Origin of the sequence: Flavobacterium pisciphilum (assembly GCF_020905345.1) — a bacterium.
Classification (GTDB): domain Bacteria; phylum Bacteroidota; class Bacteroidia; order Flavobacteriales; family Flavobacteriaceae; genus Flavobacterium; species Flavobacterium pisciphilum.
The window spans coordinates 5,400,405-5,421,972 of record NZ_JAJJMO010000001.1; the positions used below are offsets into that span (position 1 = coordinate 5,400,405).

11 protein-coding genes are annotated in these 21,568 nt (G+C 34.8%); 9 read left to right on the plus strand and 2 right to left on the minus strand.

Annotated features, from left to right (window positions below):
- Positions 1 to 253: 253 nt before the first annotated feature.
- Together LNQ49_RS23020 and LNQ49_RS23025 are read right to left on the minus strand one after the other, a co-directional pair.
- Positions 254 to 1,801: a hypothetical protein gene (locus LNQ49_RS23020; protein ID WP_229991277.1), complete on the minus strand. Its 1,548-nt coding sequence runs from the start codon at positions 1,799 to 1,801 to the stop codon at positions 254 to 256.
- Positions 1,802 to 2,240: 439 nt separating this feature from the next.
- Positions 2,241 to 2,978, minus strand: a complete 738-nt coding sequence (locus tag LNQ49_RS23025) for a hypothetical protein (RefSeq protein WP_229991278.1) — start codon at positions 2,976 to 2,978, stop codon at positions 2,241 to 2,243.
- 504 nt (positions 2,979 to 3,482) lie between these two features.
- Here LNQ49_RS23025 and LNQ49_RS23030 point away from each other — a divergent pair.
- From LNQ49_RS23030 to katG, 9 genes are all read left to right on the plus strand, one after another.
- Positions 3,483 to 5,003, plus strand: coding sequence for a catalase (locus LNQ49_RS23030; RefSeq protein ID WP_428978347.1), 1,521 nt, complete (start codon positions 3,483 to 3,485; stop codon positions 5,001 to 5,003).
- A gap of 102 nt (positions 5,004 to 5,105) precedes the next feature.
- Positions 5,106 to 5,630 carry an ankyrin repeat domain-containing protein gene (locus tag LNQ49_RS23035; protein ID WP_229991279.1) on the plus strand — a complete coding sequence of 175 codons (525 nt, stop codon included), beginning with the start codon at positions 5,106 to 5,108 and terminating at the stop codon, positions 5,628 to 5,630.
- 1,002 nt (positions 5,631 to 6,632) lie between these two features.
- Entirely contained in the window at positions 6,633 to 13,091 is a 6,459-nt protein-coding gene (locus LNQ49_RS23040) for a T9SS type B sorting domain-containing protein (RefSeq protein ID WP_229991280.1), read from the plus strand.
- A gap of 61 nt (positions 13,092 to 13,152) precedes the next feature.
- A complete protein-coding gene (locus tag LNQ49_RS23045; protein ID WP_229991281.1) occupies positions 13,153 to 14,082 on the plus strand; it encodes a PorP/SprF family type IX secretion system membrane protein in 930 nt (309 codons plus the stop codon).
- Between the two features lie 12 nt (positions 14,083 to 14,094).
- A complete protein-coding gene (locus LNQ49_RS23050) occupies positions 14,095 to 16,032 on the plus strand; it encodes an OmpA family protein (protein ID WP_229991282.1) in 1,938 nt (645 codons plus the stop codon).
- 214 nt (positions 16,033 to 16,246) lie between these two features.
- Positions 16,247 to 16,897: a response regulator transcription factor gene (locus LNQ49_RS23055; protein WP_229991283.1), complete on the plus strand. Its 651-nt coding sequence runs from the start codon at positions 16,247 to 16,249 to the stop codon at positions 16,895 to 16,897.
- A gap of 218 nt (positions 16,898 to 17,115) precedes the next feature.
- Positions 17,116 to 18,057, plus strand: a complete 942-nt coding sequence (locus LNQ49_RS23060) for a hydrogen peroxide-inducible genes activator (RefSeq protein WP_229991284.1) — start codon at positions 17,116 to 17,118, stop codon at positions 18,055 to 18,057.
- 284 nt (positions 18,058 to 18,341) lie between these two features.
- Positions 18,342 to 18,770 carry a lipocalin-like domain-containing protein gene (locus LNQ49_RS23065; RefSeq protein ID WP_229991285.1) on the plus strand — a complete coding sequence of 143 codons (429 nt, stop codon included), beginning with the start codon at positions 18,342 to 18,344 and terminating at the stop codon, positions 18,768 to 18,770.
- Between the two features lie 390 nt (positions 18,771 to 19,160).
- Entirely contained in the window at positions 19,161 to 21,377 is a 2,217-nt protein-coding gene (gene katG / locus LNQ49_RS23070; RefSeq protein WP_229991286.1) for a catalase/peroxidase HPI, read from the plus strand.
- Positions 21,378 to 21,568: the final 191 nt, after the last annotated feature.

Genomic DNA, 21,568 nt, shown 5'->3' on the forward strand with positions numbered 1-21,568 from the left:
CATAATTAAATAAGAATAAGTTGCGAGTTTTTAATTAAATTATTTAGAATAATGAAGTGAAATAGCAAAAAACTCAAAGTTTTGGTATTTGATAGCCTTTGTGTTGGTAGGATTTCTTAAAGAGTATAAACTCAAAAAAAACTTGGGTTAGACTTTAATTAAAAAATCTAACCCAAGCTTGTATCTTATTTCAATAGAAATTATTCCGAGTATCCTTTTAGCTTATCGACAAAGCCTGAAAGAATTTGGTATTTTAAACCAATTCGAGGTGCATTTCTATTGGAGTTGTTTTTTGTAAATGCTTCTCTATTTGGAATTTATTGAAATTATCCCATTTAGGTGGAGTACTTGTTTTTTGTCCGTACATAGCATCCAAACAAACATTGTTGTCTTTGTATGTATCGTGTAAAACTGCTAAGATTTTAAAGAAAAATTGGTCTAGCATTACGATAGCCTCAAATTCAGATTTTAGTGTATTATAATTGCTATCTGATGGATTTAATAGTTGTAGCAAATCTAGTATTTCGTTCTTTTCAGCTTCGTTGATTTCGGTTAAATAGCCTGTTTTTAAAGATCTAACAACTAGGTTGTTCCAAGCAATGCTATCGTGTCCCCATTGTACATTAGGCAGGTTTAATGAATGCTCACAAATTAAAAGAATTGACAAAAGAACATCGTTTAGGTATTCTGTTGGAAATTCATCGAATGTTCTGAATTCGAAACCGCTTTGGTACATTTTTTCCTGATTAAAATCAAGACCTAATTCCGAAAGCATTTCGTATTGCATATCTTCTTCAATCTGATCGCGCCACCAAATATTTTCTTCTTTTCCGAATTTTAATAGTTTTCTGAAGTCATCTACATTATAGGTTAGGATTTTGCCTTTTGGCATCGCTTTATTATAAGTTCCAACACCGATATAGCGAGACATGGCATTTCTCATAGAGCCTAAAGTGAATTGTTTGTCCAAATTGTGTTGGTCACTAATCACACCCATAATGTCTGGGCTACCAAGAGTTGCTATAAAAAATGGCTCAAACCATTGTAGCAAGTAAATAGCGTTGGCATGTGTTTTTTCAAAACCTTTGTAATCAACAATCCTACTGTCTTTGGTTAATGTTGGTAACGTAATATGAAAATGGTAGGTTCCATTATTAAACATAACCAGGTTTTCCTGATTGGTCATAAACATATTAAGACCATTGTTGTAATCTGGGAAATCTAATTTTTCCTTTAGTATCTCTGATTCGTTGATTTTATCAATGAATAGTTTTTTGGTTGCTTTTAATTCTTTGCAAGAATCAACTACTGTTCTGTTTTCAAAATATTTGGTTACAAACTCGATAGAATCCCCATCAAAATGCACTGAACCCATTGTTTTATTTCTTTGGGTAATCATGCTTTGAATATTGTATGGTTGATCTTCAAGGAAAAGCTCCATGATTGATTTACCAAGGTATTCAGGATTCTCAATTGCTTGTGGGTTTGCTTCAGTAGTAGCGTCTAATGGAGCTGTTTCTACTAATGTTTTATGCTGAAAATTGATGTCTAGTTTTTCTAGCGAATGACTGTTCATCATTCGGCTTACTTTATAATTTTCATTTAAGTCAAAAGCTTTCTCCAATACAGAAGCTAAGCTATCAGGTTTATAGCATTTTCTGTAGTCAATACTATATCTCTCAAAGCCAATCTTTTCTTGTATAAACGCACCGGTGACTATTAAGGGGTCAGCAAATTGTAAGTAGGTTTCATTCTCTAATCCTATGCCCCAATAATACTTTTCTGTCGGTGTGTTTTTCATTTATACTAATTGTCTTTTTTATGATTAATTAAATTTTTTAAAGTCATTGTTTTTATTCGGAAATACGAACTTAATCTGCGTTGAGTCTGGGGCAAAATAGCTTGTAACGGATTAGCAGAATGGCTGCTTCCATTAAAAAGGTTTTATTTTACTTTTAAAAGTATCGAAAATTATATTTTGACCCTAGAAATTTGCATTTGTATCGACTGAAAGATTGATAAAAAAGTAAGATTTTATAATGAAGTTATAAAATTACGATTGTCATTAATTGCTTTTATATCAATAATTTAAGCGGATGAATAGCCCAAATTGTGTTTGGACTATTCATGTTTTTTCCAAGAAGCGAAAGTAGTTCTTTTTTATGTGATTTCCAATTATATAACTAATTGATAATCAGTGGTGTTTTTATTTTTTAAGCAATTGAGGTAATTGTTTTTGCTTAATCGTGGTAATAAAGTACATAAGAGGAGTATAATTCATCATTCCACCAATCTTTTCTAACTTCAGAAAAGTAGTTATAGTTTAATTTTCCTGCTTGCGATTGGAGAGGATATACTACGATGCCATTCTCACGATAGGCTTTATTTAAATCTGTTTCGGGAACAATAGGAACAATATGTCCAGAAAGTCCTTTTTCTCTTCTTTTGGCACAAATCATTCCGATTCCGCCATTGGCATTTACTTTATTTTGAACTTCATCAACGGTGTGCATTCTTTCCCAACCAAAGCTAGCGCCCCATTCTAAAAACCAATCGTGTAGCGCACTAGAATAGATACGGTCTACGGTTTTTTCAAAAACGGCTTCCACTTCTTGTCCTTGCAATACTTTTTCTAAAGACTCGTCTGTCCACCAAACTGTTGGAAGATATACTTTACTGAAGTAGCAATAATCGTATGAGTAGACATTGCAATAGGTATCTTCAACGGTTCTTTGGTATCTAATATTTGTTTCTACATCTAGTTTATCGATAAGGCGACCAATACTTTCTTTTTTGCTGGCAGTATCAGTTAAATCTCTATATGGAATGCTAGAATCTTGAATAGGAGATTCCTTTTCTTTTATAGAATCTAATTGCGATTCTGGATTAGGTAATAAATCGACTTTCTTTATTAGGCTATTGGGGATTGGATTATTATCCAATATTATTATTTCTTCTTCTATGGTATGTTTTCCCATCTTGACTGCTTAAAATTAATAGGCTTTATGTTGTAGAAATTGACAATTCGTGCAACATAACGTTGTGTGCTAAAAAGTAAATATAACAATTTTAACTTTTGAATGGGGACAAAGAAAAGACAAATTATAGAAAAATTGTGATTAATTTAATTTTTAGAAAACCTATTTTCTTGTGTGTTTTCCTGCTTTCAGCGTGACTTTACTTTTTATTTTGTTCTGAATTAGAACTGTAATTTATTGTTTTTCAGAAGGGTTTGTGGATTTTGTCATTTAGGAAGAACTATTTTATTTGATGCCATTTTAGACTATAACTTGCTCTTATTTTGTTAAGTGATTTTTTTTTGAAAGAATTTAATTCACATTATTTTAAGTAGAATTAGTACAGTACTGAGTTGTAATTATTACACATCCAAGCTGTTAGTTTTTGCCTATGTTGTCATTGTTTTTATCAGTTTGATTTTACAAAAGTGCCCCTCTACATTTGCCCTATAAAACAAAAACATTATGAAAAATAAATCAATTTTGTATGTATTGGTTATGTCGTCTATGACTATGATAGCACAACAAAAACAGATTACAACCAATACGGGTAGTCCAGTTGGTGATAATCAAAATTCGAAAACAATAGGTCAGAATGGCCAAGTTTTATTAGAGGATATTCACTTAATCGAGAAGTTGGCTTCTTTTGATAGAGAACGTATTCCAGAAAGAGTGGTTCATGCAAGAGGTACGGGAGCGTATGGGGAGTTTACAGCATCGGGAGATTTTTCAAGCCATACAATGGCATCTTTATTTGGGAAAGGAAAAACAACACCAGTTTTTGTACGTTTCTCTACTGTTGTACACGGAGTAGGTTCACCAGAAACATTGAGAGACCCAAGAGGATTTGCTACTAAATTTTATACAGACCAAGGGAATTATGACCTAGTAGGCAACAACCTGCCTGTGTTTTTTATTCGTGATGCGATTAAATTCCCAGATATGGTGCATGCTTTCAAGCCATCTCCTGTTACAAACAAACAAGATGCCGCTAGAGTATTTGACTTTTTTAGTAATGTTCCCGAAGGAACTCATATGCTTACTCGTGTTTATTCAGATTATGGTATTCCTGCTAACTACAGACAAATGGATGGTTCTGGAGTGCATGCTTTTAAATGGGTAAATAATGCGGGCGAAGTAACGTATGTAAAATATACTTGGAAGTCATTGCAGGGTGCGAAAAACCTAACTGCTGTAGAAGCTACTGAATTACAAGGGAAAGACTTTCAGCATGCTACTGTAGATTTATATGAAAATATAAAAATGGGAAAATACCCATCATGGGAATTGTATGTGCAATTATTAAAACCTGCTGACTTTGATAAACTGGATATCAATCCGCTGGATCCTACTAAAGTATGGCCTGAGAGTATAGTTCCGTTGCAGTTGGTTGGAAAAATGACATTAAACAAAATGCCTGATAATTTCTTTCAAGAGGTTGAGCAGTCAGCATTTTCACCAGGGACATTAGTTCCAGGAATTGAACCTTCAGAAGACAAACTGTTGCAAGGGCGTTTGTTTTCTTATTTTGACACTCAACGATATAGAATTGGAACAAATTTTCAACAATTGCCTATAAATGCATCTAAAGTTGCAGTAGTAACGAACAATCAGAATGGGGCTTTTGCGGCTAAGAAAACGAATGGAGATATTAATTACGAACCTAGTGCCTCTAAAAACGGGTTTATAGATAATAAAGAATTTAGCTATTCAAAATCAAGCTTTGCGAATACGACAACAGTTCAGCAAAAAATTAGTAAGCCAAATGATTTTCAACAAGCAGGTGAATTTTACCGTTCGCTATCTGAAAAAGAAAAACAAAATCTAATAAGCAATCTATCGGGTGATTTGAAAGGAGTTGCTAATAAAGATGTAGTAAAGAAAATGGTAGGCTATTTTTATATGGCAGACAGTGATTATGGAAAACGTTTAGCAAAAGAACTAGGTTTATCTAGAGAAGATGTAGAAAAAATGTTTTTAAGATAGGGGGAGTTATACTTTGTGAAATAGTATCATTCTACAACAAAGGAGTTCAATTTTTAATTAAAATGAACTCCTTTCTGTTATTTCAATTTATACATTACGAATATGAAAACAATATGCCATATGATTCTTTTACTTTCTATGTTATTTACGTCTCTTCTAACTTTTGCTCAAGAAGATGTTTTTGCAGCTGCCCGTACTAATAATGTCAAACTATTGAATGAATTATTGATTAAAAATAATGATATTGATAAGATTGACGAAAGGGGGAGTACTGCATTAGTGATAGCATGTTATAACGACAATTTTGAAGCCGCCGAATTGCTATTGAAAAAAGGTGCAAATCCAAATGTTCAAGATAAGATGGGGAATACGGCGCTTATGGGAGTGTGTTTTAAACGCCTGGACAGAATGGTTCAATTGCTGTTGAGTTTCGGTACAGCCATTAATCAAAAAAATTATAATGGAGCAACTGCGCTACTATTTGCTGCAACTTTTGGTGCTGATACCATAATAAAAATACTATTGGATAAAGGTGCAGACAAAACAATACGGGATAGATTTAATAAGACTGCTTTAGATTATGCCATTCTTCAAGAGAACGAAACTGCCGTACAACTTTTAAAGTAGGTTTAGGGAAAGTGTGCTTATTATTGCCACTGAAAACTTAAATAATTTTTATAAAAACGACTTGCAGTACAGCAGTTAATTATAATATATCCATAGCTCAGCTCTATTTAGTTTGAAAAAATTAAATGGAGCTGCGTTGTTTTTAAACGGCATTAGATCGATAAGGTAATGCTACATCATTCCGTATTTATTGCCTATTCAAAAGCATTCGGTTGCCATTCTTTCTCTCTTTTTTATGAGATTAGATTAAAGTAAATACATGTTAATTGAACAGGCTTTAAAATGTTATCATAATTGTAAGAATCACTTCTTTATAGTTGAAATTTTATAAAAAAAAGGACTCAAAAACGATGGTTTACTATAATCTAATTTGGATATAAAGTAGCCATTTTCTTTTTCTAATTCCCAAAAGCTAAATCTCGATATACTTTGTCATTTTTTTGATTGTAAAACATTAAGTATCTGTTTTATAGATGGATGAGTACCTATGTGGTATGTGTTTTTTAGGTTAATAGCTAGGCTTTACAATAAATTTGCTCAACATTTTTATCAAGTGTGATTATTGTTCCCAAATCAATTTCACATTATAAAATGTTTACTTAACCTCAAGATTTTTTGAAAATAAAAAAGACTATTTTTCTTGTTAAATTATTTTAAATTAACTTTACAAGTATAGAGTGCAAATTATTTTCAACTAAACAATTACTAGTTATTAATGCAAACTACGATTTGAGATACTCATTTGGGTATTGAATTATTGCAAAAAAATCGCAAAAGTTTTTGTCTTCCATTCTGTTTTTATGCAAGATGCAATAACAGATATTTCACGCTAGATCAAATCTTAATCGGGTAACTAATACATGTAATTGTTCATTAACCTGTAATATTTAAACAACTTATAATTATGAATCATTTTTATTTTTTGAGGCGCTTTAGGCCTTGAGCAAAATTATTTTATGGAATCTTTTTTAATCAATTAAAAAATAGTAAAACAGCGAAACAATGAAGAAAATTACTTTAATTAAAAAAAACTCTTTTGAAAAGGTTTTTCACCGTACATCGGTTTTATTGTTATTCCTGTTAGGAAACTTTGTGATGCAAGGACAAGCAACCTTGCCTACATTTTCCTTCAGTGTAACACCTACTGCAGAGAGTTGCAGAAACAATGGGGCATTGACATTTAGTACTACGGGAACTGATCCTGGTGCTACTGTAACCTATGCCATTTATAAAGCGCCAAATTTTACAACTGCGATTTCTACAACAACAAACAATTCTCTAACGGGACTTGGTGGAGGAGCGTATCGAGTTTCAGCAACCCAAAGCATGGCTGGACACACCAGCAACTCTCAAGTTAAAGATGCAGATATAAATGGGGATGTGAGTCCGTTAAGCATTACGGTTAATAAAACGGATGTAACCTGTCCAAACTCAGGAACAATTAATGTTGCAATTAAAACAGGAACTCCTGCAGCTACTAATGCCTATAAAATTACTGGTCCTATGAATGTAGGTCCTCAATCGAGCAGTACTTTCACAGGGCTTATAGGTGGTTCTTATATTGTATATGTTACCGATGATTGTGGAGAAACTAAAGCTGAAAATACGACCCTTACTGTGTTTACACCTAAAGTTGTATTTGCTGATGGGACTAATGGTAGTAGTAGTTACAATTCACAAAGAAGTACTTGTAATTATGCTGATTTTCGTCAGTACTTAACAGCAGGTGATAATGATAATGTAATGGTGTACCCACTTACATTTGAATATATTGTTCATCCACCAGATGGAAGTGCAGCTATAGTAGTAAAAGAGACTATTACTGGTCCAAATCATCATGGTAGTACTGTGGCTGATATAACGACTTCTATACCTTTTTACACGGATCCTTTTGTTTTAGATATGAAAGTAACGGATGCCTGTGGAAATGTATTTCCAGCTACAAGAAATATTAATAATCCAGCAGAAGTAAATGCTCAAGTTTTACCTGCAGATTGTTCAGGATCTTATTTTTCCTTAGGGACTAGATATATGGTAAGTCCTTTGACGTATGTTGTTACATCGGCACCAGCAGGATATCCTACTGGCGTTGCCTCTTCTTCTAATCTTGTAGGTGGAGTTGGAAACTCTGTTCCTAATGGAGTTTATGTGGTTAACGTAACAGATGCTTGTGGTGTTAGTATTGATGAAACAGTTAATGTATCTAATCCAACCCCTGGCTTATGGGTATTTCAGGGAATAGGTTGTGGAGCAGGAAATGGTTCATTTTCCGTATCACAAAATATTTCGACTTATACTTTTAAAAAGGCAATAATTACGGCAGGTCCTTCTGCTTTTTCTACTACTTATCCTTATGATGCAGCATCTTATATTAGTGCTGATGGTTATAATGTTGTTTTTAATGATGTTGCAGGAGGGAAGTATACTGTTGAAACGACAGATAGTTGCGGACATATTCTAATTACTGAAGTAACTGTAATTGGTTATAATCAAGGAACAGTAGTGGCGGATAAAGTTCAAAAATGTGGAAGCTTTGATGTTAACTTAAGTGTTACTGGAGATAATCTTATTGCATCTAGCCAAAGAGTTAAATATTGGCTGCAAATAAAAGATCCTGTAACAGGGGAGTGGGGACATCCTCAATCTGGAAAACACTCTAGTGGTATACCTAATGAGACGTATGCTGAATCTTTGACAAATGGCATCCAACAAGGTTCATGGACTGCTCCAGGAACGTATAGAATTGTAAAAACTTTTGGAACACTAGAGCTAGGAGCTGGTGTGGCTAGTTGGGGATATGGAAGAGATTGTTATGATGAACTTTCTGTTTTTGATTTTGAGACAATGGGTTTAAAAGTGAAAGATTTATATTCGTTTGAATGTGCTGATGGAACAAATTACAATGTTTTTCTAACAGGTTACGATGGTGTATTGCCTTATAAATATGCTATCACTACCAAAGATGGTGCACCTTTCCCAGTAAACAATGATACTAATAATCTTTTTACGGGTTTAACTAGTGGTATTTATAATTTTACTATTACAGACGCATGTGGTAATGTGGTTAATTATTTACTTGATATTGAAAAACTGGGCTTGCCTAAACTTACAGCTGTGAATATATGTAATGGTTCTACAACAGGAAAACTTTCTGTAGATGGAGTTCCATATCTTAATTTTAGTTGGACAAAAGACAATGATCCTACTGTATTGAGTACTAGTTCAACATTGACTTTTCCAACATTTAACACAGCTACTGATACGGGTACTTATCATGTAAGACTTACTTCATCTTCTCCCGGATCTTGTGTTAATGTTGTTTTAGACTATCAAATAACGTCTAATTTAGATAATCCAAATTCTGGAGCAAATACGTCAACATTTGTTTGCCAGTCGGTTACTAATTTAGATTTAAATACATTGCTTCCTGCTACTGCAGATCCTTATGGAACGTGGGAAGAAACGACAAGTCCGTCAAGCGGAAATTTAAATGGTCATCTTTGGTCGCCATCTGTATCTGCAACGGGATCATTTACATTTACTTATTCTGTGAACGGTTTATGTTCAGGAACTTCGGTATCAACGTATACTATTGCCAATACAGCAACGCCAGCCGCACCAACAGCTGATATAACTCAGCCTACATGTGCTTTAGCAACAGGTACTATTACGGTTACAGCTCCTGTAGCAGCTACAGATATTACCTATACGCTTACAGGAACAAATCCTATGACTCCATCTGTTAGCAATACGACAGGTATATTTTCAGGATTAGCAGCTGGTACTTATGATGTTACAGCTTCTGCTAAAACATGTGAATCTAAAGCAACTAGTTTGACTGTGAATACACAACCTGTAACGCCAGCTGTTGCTTTGTTTAGTACAGTAATTCAGCCAACATGTTCTACAGCAACAGGTGACTTTACAATTACGAATTATGATGCTACAAAGACCTATACTTTTACACCAAATACAGGAGTAAGTATATCAACTACAGGAGTTGTAACAGCACCAGAAGGTACTTATACTGCAACAGTTACCGATGCAATTTCAGGATGTACATCAGCAGCTTCGGCTAGTTCAATCATTAATGCACAACCTATAACACCAGCTATACCAACATTAGGTACTGCAATACAGCCTACTTGTGCAGTGGCAACAGGAAGTTTTGCAATTACCAATTACGATTCAAATTACACCTATACAGTTACACCAACTACAGGAACGAGTATCTCGGCAACAGGAGTTGTAACAGCACCTGAGGGAAGTTATACTGTAACAGCAACATTAGGAGTTTGCGTTTCGCCATCTTCAGTAAATGCTGTTATTGATGCACAACCAGAGACTCCTGCACAACCAATATTGAGTGCTGTGGTACAACCAAGCACTTGTGCAAATCCAACAGGTAATTTTACAATTACTAATTATAATGCAGCTTATACGTATGAAGTTACACCAACTATTGGGGTAAGTGTGTCAGCAACAGGATTTGTAACTGCTCCAACAGGGACCTATACAGTAACTGCAACATTGGGAGCTTGTACCTCATTGGCTGCAAGCGCAACAATTGATGGGGCACCAGCTGCACCAGCTATAGCCTTGTTTAGTACGGTAATTCAGCCAACATGCGCTACAGCAACAGGTGACTTTACAATTACGAATTATGACGCTACAAAGACCTATACTTTTACACCAAATACAGGAGTAAGTATATCAGCTACAGGAGTTGTAACTGCACCAGCAGGTACTTATACAGCAACAGTTACTGATGCAATTTCAGGATGTACATCAGCAGCTTCTGCTAGTTCAATCATTAATGCTCAACCTATAACGCCAGCTATACCAACATTAGGTACTGCAATACAGCCTACTTGTGCGGTGGCAACAGGAAGTTTTGCAATTACCAATTACGATTCAAATTATACCTATACAGTTACACCAACCACAGGAACAAGTATCTCGGCAACAGGAGTTGTAACAGCACCTGAGGGAAGTTATACTGTAACAGCAACATTAGGAGTTTGCGTTTCGCCATCTTCAGCAAATGCTGTTATTGATGCACAACCAGAGATTCCTGCACAACCAGTATTGAGTGCTGTGGTACAACCAAGCACTTGTGCAAATCCAACAGGTAATTTTACAATTACTAATTATAATGCAGCTTATACGTATGAAGTTACACCAACTATTGGAGTAAGTGTGTCAGCAACAGGAGTTGTAACTGCTCCAACAGGAACCTATACAGTAACAGCAACATTGGGAGTTTGTACTTCATTGGCTGCAAGCGCAACAATCGATGCAGCGCCAGCTGCACCAGCTATAGCCTTGTTTAGTACGGTAATTCAACCAACATGCGCTACAGCAACAGGTGACTTTACAATTACGAATTATGATGCTACAAAGACTTATACTTTTACACCAAATACTGGAGTAAGTATATCAGCTACAGGAGTTGTAACAGCACCAGCAGGTACTTATACAGCAACAGTTACCGATGCAATTTCAGGATGTACATCAGCAGCTTCGGCTAGTTCAATCATTAATGCACAACCTATAACGCCTGCTATACCAACATTAGGTACAGAAATACAGCCTACTTGTGCAGTGGCAACAGGAAGTTTCGCAATTACCAATTACGATTCAAATTATACCTATACAGTTACACCAACTACAGGAACGAGTATCTCGGCAACAGGAGTTGTAACAGCACCTGAGGGAAGTTATACTGTAACAGCAACATTAGGAGTTTGCGTTTCGCCATCTTCAGCAAATGCTGTTATAAATGCGCAACCAGAGACTCCTGCACAACCAATATTGAGTGCTGTGGTACAACCAAGTACTTGTGCAAATCCAACAGGTAATTTTACAATCACTAATTATAATGCAGCTTATACCTATGAAGTTACGCCAACAGCAGGAGTAAGTGTGTCAGCAACAGGATTTGTAACTGCTCCAACAGGAACCTATACAGTAACAGCAACATTGGGAGTTTGTACTTCATTGGCTGCAAGCGCTACAATTGATGCAGCGCCATTAGCTCCAGCTACGGCATTGTTTAGTGGAGTAACACAACCAACATGTTCTACAGCAACGGGTAGTTTTACAATTACCAATTATGATGCTACAAAAACATACGACTTTACACCAAATACAGGAGTAAGTGTATCAACTGCAGGAGTTGTAACAGCACCAGCAGGTACCTATACTGCAACTGTTACCGATGCAATTTCAGGATGTATCTCATCGGTATCTAATAATGTAGTAGTACAATCTATAATTTGTGCTAAAGTTGATGATTACACAGCAACTCCAATTAACGGAAAAGATGGAGGAACCACGTCAAATATATTATTAAATGATACTTTTAATGGATTGCCAATTGTTCTATCAGAAGTAGACTTAACAGGAGTAACAGTTCCAACTGGATTGACATTAAATGCTAATGGAACTATCACGGTAGATCCAAATACACCAGCAGGAAGTTATGTAGTTACGTACCGTATTTGTGAGAAGTTGAATCTGTCAAATTGTGATACAACAACAGCTACAGTAGTTGTTGAAGCAGCTATAATTGAAGCCATTGCGGATGATTATACTGCAACGCCAATTAACGGAAAAAACGGTGGTACGACTACAAGCGTATTGACAAATGATACTTTAAACGGACTTGTTCTTGTTCCATCTGAGGTAAACTTAACAGGAGTAACGGTACCTACAGGATTGACATTAAATGCTGACGGAACTATTACAGTAGATCCTAATACACCAACAGGTAATTATGAAGTTACGTACCGCATCTGTGAAAAGTTGAATCCGTCAAATTGTGATTCAACAACAGCAACAGTAGTTGTCGCTACAACGGTAATCGAAGCTAATGATGATGATTTTACAGCAATTCCAATTAATGAAAAAGACGGTGGTACAACGCCAAATGTATTAGAAAATGATACGTTAAACGGATTAACAATTGTGCCTTCTGAAATCAACTTAACGGCAGTAACTGTACCTACAGGATTGACATTAAACCAAGACGGAACAATCACAGTAGGTCCTAATACTCAAGCAGGCAATTACGAAGTTACGTATCGTATCTGTGAGAAGTTGAATCCAACAAATTGTGATACAGCGACTGTTACAATAGTTATAGAACCATCTTGTATTATAGAAGTTTTTAATGCTGTTTCACCAAATGGAGACGGAGAAAATGATCTGTTTAAAATCGATGGATTAGAGTGTTTCCCTGATAATACAGTAGAAATTTATAATCGTTGGGGAGTTTTAGTGTTCGATCGCGATCATTATAACAATTCAGACAGAGCATTTAGAGGAATCTCTGAAGGGCGAGCAACGATTAATAAAAGTGCAGAATTGCCTGTGGGAACTTACTATTATATTTTAAAGTATAAAGACAACGCCTCAAATGGACATTCAAAAGCAGGGTACTTGTATTTAAACAGATAAATTTAAATTAATCCCTGAGGGCAGAAAAGCTTCTCAACTCAGGGATTTAAATAAAAAACAGATGAAAAAAACAATAATAAGATTTGTTTTGCTACTGGCAACAATCACAAGTTATGCACAACAAGATGCTCAGTTTACGCAGTATATGTATAACACTATAAACGTCAATCCAGCCTATGCAGGATCTCGAGAAACAATGAGCATTTTTGCTTTGCATCGTACACAATGGGTAGGTTTAGATGGAGCACCAGTAACAAATGCAGCATCGATCAATACACCAATTAATGGGAGTAATTTAGGATTAGGAGTTTCTATTGTTAATGATAGAATCGGACCTTCAGACGAGAACAATATTGCTGTAGATCTATCCTACACAATTCACACATCAAATCGATTTAAATTATCTTTTGGAGTAAAAGGAACAGCTAATTTATTGAATATTGATTTTAATAAATTGAATCAATACGATAAGAATGACTTTGTTTTTGAAACCAATATCGATAACAAGTTTTCGCCAAATATAGGAGCAGGGGTGTATTTGCATTCAGATAATAGCTATATAGGTTTATCGGTACCACAATTGTTGGAGACCAAGCATTTTGACCGTTATGCAGGTGCAGGATCGAATAGCCATGTGGCGAAAGAGAATATGAATTTATACTTAATTGCGGGTCATGTATTTGATTTGAGTTATAATGTAAAATTCAAACCAGCTTTGCTAACCAAATATGTGCAGGGAGCGCCTTTGCAAGTAGATGTATCTGGGAATTTTTTAATCAATGAAAAATTCACTGCTGGTATTGCCTATAGATGGAGTGCTGCATTAAGTGCAATGGTAGGATTTCAAGCAACCGATTCTTGGTTTATTGGGTACGGATACGACTTAGAAACGACCCGTTTAGGAATGTACAATTCAGGATCACATGAAATCTTTTTGCGATACGAATTGTTCAATAAATACGACAAAATGATTTCTCCAAGATTCTTTTAAAAACCTACTATTATGAAAATAAAAACTCTCCTTTATAGCACTATTTTTAGTATTCTAGCTTTACAAAGCTATGGACAAAAGGCAGGAATAGATGCTGCCAACAAGAAGTATGAAAGATATGCCTACGTGGATGCTATTGCTACCTATGAGCGCATAGCCGAGAAAGGGTACAAAGACGAAAAGATGTTCCAGAAGCTGGGTAACGCTTATTATTTTAATGCCGAATTGTCTCAGGCTGAAAAATGGTATAGTGCACTTTTTACCATGAACCAAAACCAAGAACCTGAATACTATTATCGTTATTCTCAAGCATTAAAGTCTGTTGGTAATTATGCTAAAGCAGACAAGATGTTGGAAGAATTTAAGACCAAATCGGGAAATGATTTAAGAGCTAAATTATACGATAATAATAAAAATTATCTAGAAATAATCAAAGCCAATTCGGGTCGTTTTGATATAGCCGATGCTAGTATTAATTCAGCATATTCTGATTATGGAAGTTCTTTTTTAGACAACAAATTAGTTTTTGCTTCAGCCAGAGATACTGGAGGAGTTTCTAAAAAAGTGTTTAAATGGACCAATCAATACTTTACGGATTTATATACTTCTGAAATAAAAGCTGGGGGAGAAATGGGAAAACCAGAACTCTTCAGCAAAACAATCAATTCAAAGTTCCATGAGTCTACGCCAATATTTACCAAAGATGGTCAAACAATGTACTTTACCCGAAACAATTATTTGGATCATAAAAAAGGAAAAGACAGCAAACAGGTAACCTTATTGAAATTATACAAAGCAACTTTAACTGAAAAGGACTGGGGTAATGTAATCGAATTACCATTTAATAGCAATGATTATAGCGTTGCCCATCCAGCATTAAGTCTTGATGAGAAAACGTTGTATTTTGCCTCAGATATGCCCGGAACATTAGGACAATCAGATTTGTTTAGTGTAGCAATCAATAGCGATGGCAGTTATGGTGTTCCTATGAATTTAGGGAAAACGATTAATACCGAGGGAAGAGAAACCTTTCCGTTTGTATCTGGTGATAACGAACTCTATTTTGCTAGCGACGGACATCCTGGGCTTGGAGGTTTAGATGTGTTTGTATCAAAGATGAGATATGACAAATTTGGCGAAGTACAAAATGTGGGTGCACCGATAAACAGTTCACAAGATGATTTTGCATTTTTAATCGATAGCAAAAACAGAAATGGATTTTTTAGCTCAAATAGAGCGGGAGGAAAAGGCTACGATGATATTTATCGTTTCTTAGAAAGACGCAAACTTACTTGCGAACAATTGTTATCTGGAACTGTCACTGATCAAGAAACGGGTGCTATTCTTGCCAATTCAAAGGTGAGTTTGTTCAACGACCAATTGGAATTAATTGCTACAGTAACAACCAACTTTAATGGAAAATACGAGTTTGATGTAGCGTGTGGAAAAACATATTCTTTGCGAGCAGAAAAAGAGAAGTATGAAACCAAAGAAGAAAAAATTACAATAAGAAACATTACTGGAAAAACAGAGTTATCCTTAGAGTTGGAGCAACGAGTTAAATCTATAGAAGTAGGAACTGATTTAGCCAAAACGTTCAATATACCAATTATCTATTTTGATTTAGATAAATCATTTATTCGTAAAGAGGCAGCCTTTGAGTTAGAAAAAATACTTGCAGTAATGCAACAATATCCAAAGATGAAAATCGATGTTCGCTCACATACAGACAGCCGTGCAACATTTAAATACAACGAGGCTTTATCAGACAGAAGAGCCAAATCTACAATAGCTTGGTTAGTGAAAAACGGAATTTCTTCGGATAGACTAACTGGAAAAGGATATGGTGAATCGCAATTGGTGAACCATTGTTCTGATGGTGTAAAATGTACTGAGCAAGAACATCAAGCCAATAGACGTAGTGAGTTTGTAGTTATTTCTATTGATTAATCAAGACAATATCAAAGAAAAAAATGCCATTAAAGCGGAAAGATTTTCAATAAAAATGGCATAAATAATAAGAAGGGATAAGGTGGTTTTGAGCAACAGTTTTTGGTTCTTACGCCAATTCCCTTCTTCTTAAATCAGATACAAATCGAATCCCTATTCTCTGCAATAGTCCCCTTTTTTGCCCCTAATAAATGAATATAGTAAAACGCTTAAAATGAAACAATCAAATAATTATTCCTTTCTGATTGCAGATCGTCACTGTGTAGTTCGGCATGGTCTTTCTCTAATTATTAAAGAGTCATTCTTAAATGCAGAAGTTTATCAAACAAAAAAGTTTAGCGATATCATTAAAACCCTTAGAGAAACTAAAATTGATTTATTAATTCTAGATGTAAATTTTCCAGAAGGGAGTAGCCTGAATATTTTAAAAGAGATAAAATCAATTCAACCAAATGCAAAAATTTTAATCTTCTCAATCTGTGATGAAGATTCGTATGCAATACGATATTTAAAAGCAGGAGCATCGGGATTTCTGAGCAAAGAATGCTGTGAAGATGAAATAAAACACGCCATAAATACAATGCTTTTTACAGGGAAGTATATTACAACTAGTTTAAAAAACAAAATTTTAGATTCCTGTATTTTAAAAAAGCCAGTTAATCCATTAGACCTTTTATCAAATAGAGAACTTGAAGTAGCCCGCTTATTAGTAGATGGATATGGGAATTTAGAAATAATGAGAACCCTAAAGATTAAGTCAAACACCATAAGTACTTATAAATTTAGAATTTTTGAAAAGTTAGAAATAGACAATCTGGCAAAACTGATAAAACTCTATTTTCAGTATTCAGATGCCGAGAACTAGTTTAGCAAATCATTTATTTCCTAAACTTCAAGAAGCCAGTTAGGGCGCAATTGTTGATTACTTATTCAATTGATTTGATGATAAAATAGTGTTAATCAATAGATTTATAGAATTAATATATCCTATAAAGTTTCATTTTTTAAAAGACAACGGTATATTTGCATACATATATGCAAAAACTAACAGAATTAAATATAATATAGACCAAATCTAATATTTTGAATATACAGCAATTAGAATACATCGTTTCATTAGACAAACACCGTCATTTCTTAAAAGCTTCCGAAGCTTGTTTTATTACGCAAGCAACTTTAAGCGGAATGATTAAAAAGCTTGAAGAAGAGCTAAATGTTATTTTATTTGATAGGAGCAAGCAACCCGTTAGGCCTACTGATATTGGTGTAAAAATAATCGAACAGGCAAAGATCGCACTGCAGGAAACCAATAGAATAAAAGAAATAATAAGCGAAGAAACAGGAGAGGTAAAAGGAGATCTTCGAATAGGAATCATTCCTTCACTGGCTCCCTATTTATTACCGCTTTTTATAAAAGATTTCATGGCAGACTATAAAGAAGTTAAGTTGGTCATTAATGAGTTAACAACCGAAAAAATTCAGGAGAGGTTAAAGGATGGTACAATAGATGTTGCCATATTAGCGATTCCATTGTTAGATAAAGATTTAAAAGAGGAAACCCTATTTTATGAAGAATTCTATCATTATGGTGATTTAAATTCGGCTTCAGCTAAGAAAAAATACATTGTTCCTGAGGACATAGATGCCAATAAATTATTATTGCTTGAAGAAGGGCATTGTCTTCGAAATCAGATTGTAAACTTATGTGAATTGCGAATTAAAGGTACTTCGGATTTAAAAATAGATTATCAGTCGGGTAGCATCGAAACCCTCAAGCAAATGGTAGATTTGAATATGGGAACGACAATCCTTCCAGAATTAACCGTATTGGCTTTAAATAAAGAGCAAAAAAGCAAAACCAGCCGTTTTGTATCTCCATATCCTGTTAGAGAAATCGGATTGGTATATTACAATCTTTTTGTAAAAAAGAGACTGATAGAAGCTTTAAAAAAATCAATTCTTGGGACTATCCCAGATACCATGTTACTAAAGAAAAACATGTCTATTATTCCTGTAAAACAGTAATACAACCTACTTCAAAATCAAAAAAGTTATCCTCTAAACGCATAACTTTTTTGATTTTTTTTTATATTTATCTCTTTCGTTTTGTATTTATCAATTCTAATAAAAAGCTACATTTTGTAGATATTAATCCATAATTCATGCAGGATTATTCTACACGATATTTTAGGCAAAGAAATTATTTTTGATTCAAGTAAAATTTACTCCAAATGGGATAATAGGCATTTGGACGCTCTGATTTTCTTACTAATTTAAATAACGTATAATAACAAATTAAAAAAACGAGTATGAAACACAATGGAAAAATTGTAGTAGCTATTTCTCTAATGGCACTAATGACAGCATGTAAAAAAATGGAAGACAAACAAATTCAGGAAAACAGCAATGAGCCTACAAAAATGGTTGAATCAAGTCATTTTTCAAAAGAGCAACTTGTAGGTGATTGGGTACAGCCCAACCCAATTAACAGCAAAGAAGTGCAAGGATTTAGTTTGCTAGAAAACGGAACAGCCCAATCGATTAATATGGCAACACTGTTATATGAAAAATGGTGGATGGATAATGATGAATTATTTCTTGTAGCAAAAAGCATTGGAAACCGTCAGCAATCAGTAGATACATTGGCATATAAAATCATCAAATTGGATAACAGCAGCTTATCTATAAAATATAAAAATGGTAATGATCAAGTTGTAGAAGAATACAGCAAGAAATAAATGCACTGTTTAAACAATAAATAATGGAATCAAAGCGGATATTAGTATATGATAATCAAGATGGTTTTTCTAGATTTTTAAAAAAGGAATTTGGAAAACAAATTTTTATTTATGCATAAATGCTACGCAAGCTAGGGTAGTAATGTCTCATTTTGAGGTTGTTCATATGACTGTTAGTTTTTAACTATATTATCATAGAAAATACCAGTTTGATTTAAATATACAAGTTTTGTAAATTTGCAAAGAACTTGTTTACTGAGTGTTACGAAAAAGTAGTTGTAATTTCATATTTTAAGAATATGTTCCATCAAGTACTTGCATTCTTTGATTTACGGGTTACACTTAATGTTCTGAAAAATGTAATTATTAATAATAAATTCATTAAAAAAAATGGAAAACAATTCAAACGACATCAGTAAATGCCCATTTCATAATGCAAGCCAACAGCAAGCAATTACAAATGGTGGTACTAAAAATCAAGATTGGTGGCCAAACCAACTAAGAGTTAATATACTACGCCAGCATTCCTCTTTATCAAACCCAATGGGGGACGATTTCAATTATGCAGAAGAATTTAAGAGCCTTGATATAGAAGCACTAAAAAAAGACCTTCATTTTCTGATGACCGATTCACAAGATTGGTGGCCTGCAGATTTTGGACATTATGGTGGTTTGTTTATCCGTATGGCATGGCATAGTGCTGGTACTTATAGAGTAGGTGATGGACGTGGAGGTGCAGGAGCTGGGCAACAACGTTTTGCTCCGCTTAACAGCTGGCCAGACAATGTGAATCTTGATAAAGCAAGAAGATTGCTTTGGCCTATCAAACAAAAGTATGGAAGAAAAATTTCATGGGCAGATTTAATGATTCTTACAGGAAACGTTGCATTAGAATCTATGGGTTTTAAAACCTTTGGTTTTGCAGGAGGTCGTACTGATGTATGGGAGCCAGAGCAAGATGTGTACTGGGGATCAGAAAAAACATGGCTTGGAGGTGACGAAAGATATGCGCATGCTAAAGATACACGTGATTTAGAAAAACCACTTGCTGCTGTTCAAATGGGATTAATCTATGTTAATCCAGAAGGACCAAACGGAACTCCTGATCCAATCGCAGCTGCCAAAGATATCCGTGATACTTTTGGACGTATGGCAATGAATGATGAAGAAACAGTTGCGCTTATTGCAGGAGGTCACACTTTTGGGAAAACTCACGGTGCTGCTTCAGCAGATTTAGTAGGGAATGATCCGGAAGCGGAGGATTTAGAGATGCAAGGTTTAGGATGGAACAATAGTTTTGGTACAGGAAAAGGAGCAGACACAATTTCGAGTGGTTTAGAAGTAATTTGGACTAAAACACCAACGCAATGGAGTAATAACTTTTTCGAAAATCTTTTTGGTTTCGAATGGGAACTTTCTAAAAGCCCTGCAGGTGCACATCAATGGGTGGCTAAAAATGCAGAAGCTTTTATCCCAGATGCTTACGATAGTTCAAAAAAGCATCTTCCAACGATGTTAACTACCGATTTATCATTGCGATTGGACCCTGAATATGAAAAAATATCACGACGTTTTCTAGAAAATCCAGATCAATTTGCTGATGCATTTGCTAGAGCATGGTTTAAATTAACTCACCGTGATATGGGACCACGCGCTTTATATCTTGGAGCAGATGTGCCTTCGGAAGAATTACTTTGGCAAGACCCAATTCCGAGTGTTAATCATGAAGTGATAAATGAAAATGATATTGCTTCACTTAAAGAAAAAATAGCAGCATCAGGATTAAACGTATCCGAACTGGTTTCTACTGCATGGGCTTCGGCATCAACATTTCGTGGTTCAGACAAACGTGGTGGAGCAAATGGGGCTCGTATCAGACTAGCACCTCAAAAAGACTGGCAGGTTAATAATCCTGTAAGATTGCAAAAAGTATTAGATGTACTAGAAAGCATTCAATCAGAATTTAACTCGGCACAATCTAATAACAAAAAAGTTTCTCTTGCCGATATTATAGTATTAGCAGGTGGTGTAGGAGTAGAAAAAGCGGCTAAGGCTGCTGGAAACGAAATTAATGTTCCATTTTCTGTAGGTCGTGCAGATGCTTCGCAAGAGCAAACAGATGTTGAATCGTTTGGGTTCTTAGAGCCTATAGCCGATGGTTTTAGAAACTATAAAAAGAACAAATATACTGTTGCAACAGAGGCTTTATTGATAGATAAAGCACAATTATTAACGCTTACTGCACCAGAGTTAACGGTACTTGTAGGAGGGTTACGTGCATTAGATTCTAATTTTGACGGATCTAAAAAAGGGGTGCTTACAGAACGCCCAGAAGTACTTACCAATGACTTTTTTGTAAACTTACTTGACCTTGGTACTGTTTGGAAAGCAGTTTCAGAAGAAAAAGAAGAATATATTGGATATGACCGCATAACAGGAAAGGTAAAATGGACAGGCTCACGTGCTGATCTTGTATTTGGTTCTAATTCAGAACTTAGAGCTTTAGCCGAAGTTTATGCTAGTGCAGATGCTCAAAAACAATTTGTAACTGATTTTGTTGCAGCTTGGACTAAAGTTATGAATCTTGATCGTTTTGATTTAATTTAATAAAAGGGATACTACATACCAACTATTTATTGCTAATGGATAGTTGGTTAGGTAGTATAAAATGTACTAGAGAAACAGCCTTCGGGCTGTTCTTTTTTACAAAACGAATAGATATATAAATAGTTGAAATTTAATAAGTTGTATTGCTTTTTTGATGAGGCATAGGATTAAAAAACTACTTAAATAACGTG

Coding starts and splice junctions, on each gene's coding strand:
- LNQ49_RS23055 (WP_229991283.1), top strand. CDS start 16,247: ATGAAACAATCAAATAATTATTCCTTTCTGATTGCAGATCGTCACTGT.
- LNQ49_RS23020 (WP_229991277.1), bottom strand. CDS start 1,801: ATGAAAAACACACCGACAGAAAAGTATTATTGGGGCATAGGATTAGAG.
- LNQ49_RS23045 (WP_229991281.1), top strand. CDS start 13,153: ATGAAAAAAACAATAATAAGATTTGTTTTGCTACTGGCAACAATCACA.
- katG (WP_229991286.1), top strand. CDS start 19,161: ATGGAAAACAATTCAAACGACATCAGTAAATGCCCATTTCATAATGCA.
- LNQ49_RS23040 (WP_229991280.1), top strand. CDS start 6,633: ATGAAGAAAATTACTTTAATTAAAAAAAACTCTTTTGAAAAGGTTTTT.
- LNQ49_RS23065 (WP_229991285.1), top strand. CDS start 18,342: ATGAAACACAATGGAAAAATTGTAGTAGCTATTTCTCTAATGGCACTA.
- LNQ49_RS23025 (WP_229991278.1), bottom strand. CDS start 2,978: ATGGGAAAACATACCATAGAAGAAGAAATAATAATATTGGATAATAAT.
- LNQ49_RS23030 (WP_428978347.1), top strand. CDS start 3,483: ATGAAAAATAAATCAATTTTGTATGTATTGGTTATGTCGTCTATGACT.
- LNQ49_RS23050 (WP_229991282.1), top strand. CDS start 14,095: ATGAAAATAAAAACTCTCCTTTATAGCACTATTTTTAGTATTCTAGCT.
- LNQ49_RS23035 (WP_229991279.1), top strand. CDS start 5,106: ATGAAAACAATATGCCATATGATTCTTTTACTTTCTATGTTATTTACG.